Consider the following 7,342-nt stretch of genomic DNA (forward strand, 5'->3'; position numbering starts at 1 on the left):
AACGCCCCGAGGATGCATTCCTCGGGGCGTTTTTTTGTGGGTGTCGCGAAATGGCTTACTTCTTTTTGCCCGACACACGATACAGATAATCGTGGGTGCGGATCAGCAGCGAATCGCCCGCCGGCACCGGGCTGGCGACGGTAAAGGGTTCGTTATCGTCGAGTTCGTTCGAGGCGACGAGGGCGGGATTTTCGGCATCCAAAGGGCCGACGACAAAGACCATCGCGTCCTCTTGAGTGACATAAAGATGATTTCCGGCAACCAAAGGCGAGCTGCTGAAACTTTGTCGTGACTTGGGCAGTTGGACTTGCCATTTTGCCTTTCCCGTTTCGATATCAAGGCAGCTGACTTGGCCGCGATTGGCTTTGCCATCGCCGATCAGATAGAGATTGCCGTCTTGCGCCGCCGGTGTCGGAACATCGCTGCCAAGATCATCTCGGAACCAGACAATGGATTCATCGCCTTTGCCTTCGACCAGCATTTTCATGTTGACGGCGGTTAAGGTTGCGCCCCGAGCGTACGGGCAAACAATGATTTCGCCTAACGCCACCGGGGAGGAGATCGAGCGAAAGAATTTTTCGCCATCGGGATTGAACCCACCCAAGATTCCGACTTGCTTTCCGTCGTCGGCGTTATGAAGCGTCAAGTGATCGGCGCCCATCACCGCAATCATGGGTTTGCCATCGACGGTGACGTTCAGCGGGGTTGCATAGCTTTGAGCCGCCTCCTCGGGAGCATCAAGCATTCGCTCGGTTTGCCAAAGCTCATCACCGGACACTTTGTCAATCGCGACGACATAGCTGGGGCCACTTTGCATGACCGCGACGACAATGGCGTTGTCGGTCAATAGCGGTGACGTGCCCAGGTCCCACCACAGCGTGTCTTCGCCGTACTCTTCTTGCAGATTGAGCTGCCATTTTACGTTGCCCGAGGTATCAACGCAGGCGAGGTCTCCACTGCGATAGTATGCATACACGTGTTTTCCATCGGTCACGGCCGATGGATTGCTGCCGCTGCCTTTGCGATGTTTGTTGCCACGATCGGCACCCAGAGAGACGGACCAGCTGGTTTTTCCCGTTTCGAGGTCGATGGCGGCCAAGTGATTTTTGTCATTCGCACCATAGGTCACATAGGCATGCGAACCCGCAACGACCGGGGTGCTGCCACCGGATCCCGGCAATTTGACCTTCCAATCGACTCCTTTCGATTCACTCCACTGGGTCGGGAAGTGATCCCCCGGCGCGACCCCATTTTGGTTGACCCCACGCCACTGGGGCCAGAGTTCGTCGGCTGCACAGGTCGCGGGTGTAACAGCGTCATCGGGGCCGAGCCCTGCAAATCCAGAGCCGACCAACGAGGCGGCGGTTAAGGAAGCCGCGGTGAAAGTGCGGCGAATCACAGAAAGCTTTCGCATAACGGAATTCACTTTAAAATGGGTGGGGTAAGGATGCCAGATGGCACGTCGGTCCGACGCAAAAACGTGTTCCGACGGGGCATCTGTGAAATCAAACGCGGAGGGTGATGTTGCGATCTCTACAACATACGCAATGCGACGGCAGGAAACAGGGTGACAAAAATCTTTTGATTCAGCCAAAAACGCATAGAAAACCCATCGGGCACACGCTGGCTTGGGTAAAATTTTAACCGTATCGGTGCGTCGCGTGTCGCGACATGGGCGACGAATGCTGACACTAAAAAAACTCTTACATTTAACAATAGACGCGTCTCTTCATGGTTCCAATAACCGGCGGTCCATCATTGCGGTATCGAAACGTAGCTAGCGAAAGAAAAGCTCGCGAAACGAATGCTCTCGATTCAACGTGGGGTAGCGCCGCGGTTGTGAACTCATGTCGGGCAGTCCGGGCAGCCGCGACTCTGATTCGTCGTGGGGTGGTGTTGCCCATGTGCTTGGCGGCAAGTCATTTGGCGTTCGTGCTGTTCTTTGCATCGCCGTTGATGGCCGGGCCGCGCGACGATGGTAGCCTAGTGAATGGTTCCTCACGATCTGTAGCGGAAGAGGCGATTTCGGCCGAACAATTGTCCGATGACAGTTATTCGCGACGCCAAGCGGCGATGATGCAGATGTGGCGACTGCGAGAAACGTCGCGGCAAGCGGTGCAAGACGCCGCGCGTCATCCCGATCCCGAAGTGGCGGATCGCGCCAATTGGATTTTGCGTCAATGGCGACGCGGTTCCTTACCCGAGACACCCCCTGAATTGGCGAGATTGCTGCAACAGGATGACGACCCTTCGGTGCTCGAGGAACTGCTCGAAGTCGGTCAATTCGGCGCCGTCGTTGTGGCGGTCGAGGAATCGGCGGGGACCGCACAACGCTTGCTGTTAAATCAACGATTGGCCGCGGCACTGAATCGTCGCTTCCCGGTCTATGTACGCCGTGCCTATCAAGACGATTTGTTAATGGACTTGCTTCGCTTGGTTGATCTTGTCGCCGATTCAAAGGAGATGGCCGTTTGCCGAGTTCAGATGATGCAAGAACTTGGGCTCGACATTGATGACGATCATTTGTTGCCTCAGGCGGCTGAGAATTGGACCCCGATGGTCCGCAGCGAAGCGGAGATCGTCGTGTTGGCGGTGTTAGGGCGAAGCGATGATGCGATTGCCCGAGCAAGACAGCACGGGGACGAATCGCTGCTTCGAATTTGCCAAATGTTGGATGGGCAATGGCAGTCGATCGCAACCGAGACGGCTCGCCAAGCCGCCGGCGCCGATGAAGGATCGAGCGAACGAAGTCGATTGTGGTGCCAAGCATTGGTGGCGGCGGATCGTGCGAACGATGAAGGCATTCGAAACCAAGCGGTCGAGGAACTGGTGGCGATTCCGGTCACGCTCAGCGATGCCTCGGTCGATTTGCGTTGGAAGTGCTTGGCTAGCCACGGATTCGTTGACGAAGCGATCACCATTTTGGCTCGCAGCGAGGAAGTCGCTGATGCCGCCAAACGGCCTCGCTCGGATTCCGCAGCGGTGGTCGCGATCTCGGCAGCTCGCACGAATCGAGCCTTTGAAGTTTTGGGGTACCCCTACGACGAAGTCGATGAAAATTTGCAAACCTGGATTGCCGAGGCGATCGAAGAGCAGTCGCAAGACACCGTCGACGCGAAAACCCTCGGAGTGACGCCGAGGGTCGCGCCGAAATTGAATCGATTGTTGTCGTTGATGCGTTGCTTGTTAGCCGTGGGACGAGAGCAAGCGGCGTGGACGATTGCGCGTGACTTATCCGACTCCGATACGATCGTTGGCAGCCAACGGGTTCGGGACACGGTGTTGATCACGTTGCTGGTCACCAATCGTGATGATTGGATGGCTCGCTTGGCAGTGCGGCCGGGCGAAAGTTCGTTGTCTAGCGAGACGCAGCGATTGATCGTGGCATCGCTTTCGGATATCGATTCGAAGACGTGGGAAATGATCCTCGAATCGATTTCGGTGATGACGCCGACGACTCCGTTTGATCAACGAGTCCAGATTGCGTTTGATTTGTGTCGCGGTGAGACTCCGACCGCGTTTGAAGACGAAACGCGTTTTCAGGAACTCTATCAAACATTGACCTCCAATCGAGAATTCTTGCCGCAGACGGGCCAACGCTCGCTCGTTCGCCGCTCGCTGCCTCGTCGATTGAACGTCCAACTTGCAAACTTCTTTTCCCAGCTTGGCCAAGCCAAGATCGCCAGCGAGATCTTGGCAACGCTTGCTGCGGCCGGTGATATTTCGGCGACGTTTTCGATTGCCCAACGTGAACTGGAACTCGGCCGCGCCGAAAACGCGTTGGCGGGTTTCGACCGCGTTTGGAAATCGGTTGCCGCGACGCCGCGTCCAGCGCTTTCGGCCGCCACGGTTCGCTACCTTCGGCAAATCCAGAACCCATCCATTACGCGGCCAAAGCGACGGTGGGCCAATGGATTTGGCGAGACGCCAAGGGCATTTAACGCAGGCAGAACACCTCGAACGGCAATTGAGATTGATGTTGTGTTCTCCTGCCTTGACGCTGCGTAGCGAATTGCTCGAGTACTTGAGTGATCGCGGCGAACGGCAGATGGCGCTACAGAGCTATCGCAGTTTGCTGCCGATGGCGGCGTTTGGTTCCGAGGGAGCGACGGAGCTGTACGACGTTGCGCGGAACTATTCGACGCTGGTTCGTGAAACTGATCCCACTGACGCGGCAAAATGGTTTGATTTAGCGATTGGCGGTACGCTTGAAACGACATTCTTTCGTTCGGTGGCCTATATCTCGTTGCCAGTATTTGTTCGTCGTTGGCAACTCGAGGGCGCCATCGAAAACGGAGACGAGCAAGCAGTGCAGCGGCATCTCGATCGAATCTATCAACTGGATCCACTGGATATCGACGTGGCGGAACGGTTGCTTCCCAAGCTGCGAGAAAAGGGAATGGATGCGATCGCCGATGCTTCGTTTGAACGAGTCTGGCAGGCTGGCCGAGCCTACATCGCGGACTATCCCTTTGACGCCACCGCTGGCAATAATTTAGCGTGGGTTGCCGCGATGAATCATCGTGAACTCGACGAGGCGGCTCGGTTGTCCGAGCAAGCGGTCTATTTTGAACCCGACAGCGCCATTTATCGGGATACGTTAGCAGAGATTTTGTTTCTGCTTGACCGTTTCGACGAAGCGCTTCAGATCGAGCGTGGTTGTTTGTTGGATGATCCCGGGCAGTGGCATTTGCACCAACAGATCGATAAGTACTCTGAGGCGAAGGCGGAATGAGTGATCCTTTGTCCGAATCGGTACTTCGCAATGTCCTGTTTGAACAATCTTCGGATGCTCAGTTCATTTACAATTCGCAGGGGATTTTGCAATGTAACCCGGCGATGGCAAAAATGTTGCGGGTGTCCGATCCCGAAGCGCTTGTGGGACGAAATCCGAGCGACTTTTCACCTCAATTTCAAATCGACGGGAGTTTGTCGAGCGAGAAAAGTCAGCGAATCGAAACCTGGGTTCGGCGGCATGGCAAGCATCGCTTCGATTGGTTGTTCCGCCGTGACGACGGCGACGAGTTTGTTTGTGAAGTGACGTTAACCGGCGTGCGATTCGGAGCCGAAGATGCCATCGTGGGCGTTTGGCGCGAAGTCACCGATCGCCGCATCGAACAGGAAGAATTGCGGCGAGCACAAACGCGACTGCAACATGCCCTTCGCGGAGGCGACGTAGGGCTTTGGGATTGGAATTTGGCGACCAACGAAGTCTTTTATTCGGACCAGTGGCATCGCCAACTCGGTGAGACGCCTGGCACGCTTTCAGAGTACGTCGATTGGGAATCGCGAGTTCATCCCGAAGATTTGCCCAATGCGATCGAGCGGGTTAAAACGTTGTTGGCCAGTTCCAACTGCGAATACGAATCATCTTTTCGTATGCGTCATGCCTCGGGCGTCTATCGTTGGATTTTGGCACGGGGGCAAGTGTTTCGCGATCCGAGTGGTCAACCGACGCGATTGCTTGGTGTGCACTTGGATGTGACAGCCCAAAAAGAGCACGAACAACGGTTGAACAAAGATCTGCATCTAAGTGAGGTGATGTTGCAGACACTCGAGTCGACGTTGAAGGTGACTTCATTGGAAGGGCTCAGCACGATCGTGTGCCAACAAGCCCGTCGTTTGTGTTCGGCAGAAATCGCGGGCATGGATTTGTGCGATTCATTAAACGGCAAACATCCGATTCACGGACGCTCTTATTCGAGCAAGTATCCATCGTATCAAGCCCCCCGATCACCACAAACAACCACCGACGACGAGAATCAAGCGGAGGGAACGGCTGCCGAACCCGAGCCTGCGGAACATCCCGATGATCTTGCGTTATGCGATTTTTTTGGTTCGCTTGATCAAGCGGTCGTGTTGTTGTCGGCGGACCAATTGCGGTCGCATCCAATCGGTTGCACCTTGTGCCATCCCACTGCGCACCGTCCACCGCTACGTGGAGTGCTTGTTTGTTTGCTGAGCGATGGCAAGGGGCAGACGCTCGGGGCAATATGGCTATCCGACAAGGAAGAAGGCGATTTTGATGACGAAGATCAATCGATTCTTCGCCAGCTAGCCTATATCGTTTCCACGTTGATCGTCCGCTTGAATGCGCAAGTCGAGCTGCGTCGCCAAACCGAATTATTGGACGAAAGCAACGAAGAGTTGAAACAATTTGCTTACGTTGCTTCACACGATTTGCAGCAGCCTTTACGAGCAATTTCGAATTACGCCGAGTTTATCAACGAGGACTATGGCGAAAAATTAGGCGAGGAAGGCAGACGGTACCTACAGTTGCAAATTGCGGCTGCGAAACGGATGAAGAAGTTGATTGACGACTTGCTGCAATACTCGCGGGTGAGTCGTGATGATGCCGAGTTCACCTCCGTCAATATGGACGAGGTCGTTCAAGAGGCGATGCGGCGATTGGAAGTATCGATCGAAGAAACCAGCGCGGTGGTGCGGCAGCAAGCATTGCCGACGGTCCGTGGAATCGAGTCGCGTTTGTGTCAGCTGATGCAAAATTTGATCGGTAACGCAATCAAGTATCGCGATCCAAGTCGTCCGCCTGTTATCGCGATTTCAGCAAACGAGCAACCTGAACATTGGTTGTTTGTGGTGGAGGATAATGGGATCGGAATTGAAGTCAAATTTCGGCTCGAAGTCTTTCAAGTGTTCCGACGTCTTCACGATGGAAGTAAGATCGAGGGAACCGGGATCGGGTTATCGCTTTGCAAGCGGATCGTGCAGCGGCACGGTGGCGAGATTTGGGTTGAAGCGTCGCCCGATGGCGGATGTCGATTTTGTTTTCAGATCATGAAGTAATGCTGCTCGTTAGATAGACCGTCGCAATGATGCACAAGAAAAGCCTACGGATCTTGCTTGTCGAAGATGCCGAATTTGAGGCCGAGATCACCAAACGTGCTTTGAGTTCGTGTGATTTCGAAAACTCGATGACACGCGTCGCCAGTGGTGAAGAAGCACTGAGCTATCTCCGCCACGAGCCTGGGTTTGAGGATGCTGTGATGCCGCATCTGGTTTTGCTGGACTTGAATCTGCCACGCATGAACGGTCGTGAAGTACTCCATGAAATCCGCAACGATGCATCTCTTTCGCATCTGTTTGTAATCATTTGTTCGGCGTCCGATGAACCGAGCGAAGTGACCAAGGCTTATCAAGCTACCGCGAACGCCTATATCACCAAACCGCTAGGTCTAGGGCCACTGCGAGAAATGATGAACAAGGTGGGCGATTTTCTACTGAATGTCGTCAAAATTCCCTGATGACGTCCTCTGTACCGGGCGTCCGTCTAGTGTCATCTACTTTGGTTAGCGGCACGGCGCGAGCCGTCCGGTTGCAG

The 7,342-nt window shown here is 54.7% G+C and carries 5 protein-coding genes; 4 read left to right on the forward strand and 1 reads right to left on the reverse strand.

Annotated elements, in window-relative coordinates; translation table 11 throughout:
- Window positions 1-55 precede the first annotated feature (55 nt).
- Window positions 56-1,414, reverse strand: a complete 1,359-nt coding sequence (locus RMSM_RS11740) for an outer membrane protein assembly factor BamB family protein (protein ID WP_008695850.1) — start codon at window positions 1,412-1,414, stop codon at window positions 56-58.
- Between the two features lie 572 nt (window positions 1,415-1,986).
- Here RMSM_RS11740 and RMSM_RS11745 point away from each other — a divergent pair.
- From RMSM_RS11745 to RMSM_RS11760, 4 genes are read left to right on the forward strand one after another with little or no spacing between them, the layout of a single operon-like run.
- The gene (locus RMSM_RS11745; RefSeq protein WP_008695854.1) at window positions 1,987-4,008 is read left to right on the forward strand and encodes a hypothetical protein; all 2,022 of its coding nucleotides are present in this window, start codon (window positions 1,987-1,989) and stop codon (window positions 4,006-4,008) included.
- Complete coding sequence (locus RMSM_RS11750) at window positions 3,977-4,735, forward strand: tetratricopeptide repeat protein (protein ID WP_144057575.1); 759 nt, start codon at window positions 3,977-3,979, stop codon at window positions 4,733-4,735. The genes RMSM_RS11745 and RMSM_RS11750 overlap by 32 nt, the downstream gene beginning before the upstream one ends.
- Complete coding sequence (locus tag RMSM_RS36755; protein WP_008695859.1) at window positions 4,732-6,807, forward strand: PAS domain-containing sensor histidine kinase; 2,076 nt, start codon at window positions 4,732-4,734, stop codon at window positions 6,805-6,807. The genes RMSM_RS11750 and RMSM_RS36755 overlap by 4 nt, the downstream gene beginning before the upstream one ends.
- Window positions 6,808-6,833: 26 nt before the next feature.
- Window positions 6,834-7,265 carry a response regulator gene (locus RMSM_RS11760; RefSeq protein WP_008695861.1) on the forward strand — a complete coding sequence of 144 codons (432 nt, stop codon included), beginning with the start codon at window positions 6,834-6,836 and terminating at the stop codon, window positions 7,263-7,265.
- The last annotated feature ends 77 nt before the right edge of the window (window positions 7,266-7,342 follow it).

The sequence above is a fragment of the Rhodopirellula maiorica SM1 genome (assembly GCF_000346295.1).
GTDB classification, from domain to species: Bacteria; Planctomycetota; Planctomycetia; order Pirellulales; family Pirellulaceae; genus Novipirellula; species Novipirellula maiorica.

Coding starts and splice junctions, on each gene's coding strand:
- RMSM_RS11760 (WP_008695861.1), top strand. CDS start 6,834: ATGATGCACAAGAAAAGCCTACGGATCTTGCTTGTCGAAGATGCCGAA.
- RMSM_RS36755 (WP_008695859.1), top strand. CDS start 4,732: ATGAGTGATCCTTTGTCCGAATCGGTACTTCGCAATGTCCTGTTTGAA.
- RMSM_RS11750 (WP_144057575.1), top strand. CDS start 3,977: ATGTTGTGTTCTCCTGCCTTGACGCTGCGTAGCGAATTGCTCGAGTAC.
- RMSM_RS11740 (WP_008695850.1), bottom strand. CDS start 1,414: ATGCGAAAGCTTTCTGTGATTCGCCGCACTTTCACCGCGGCTTCCTTA.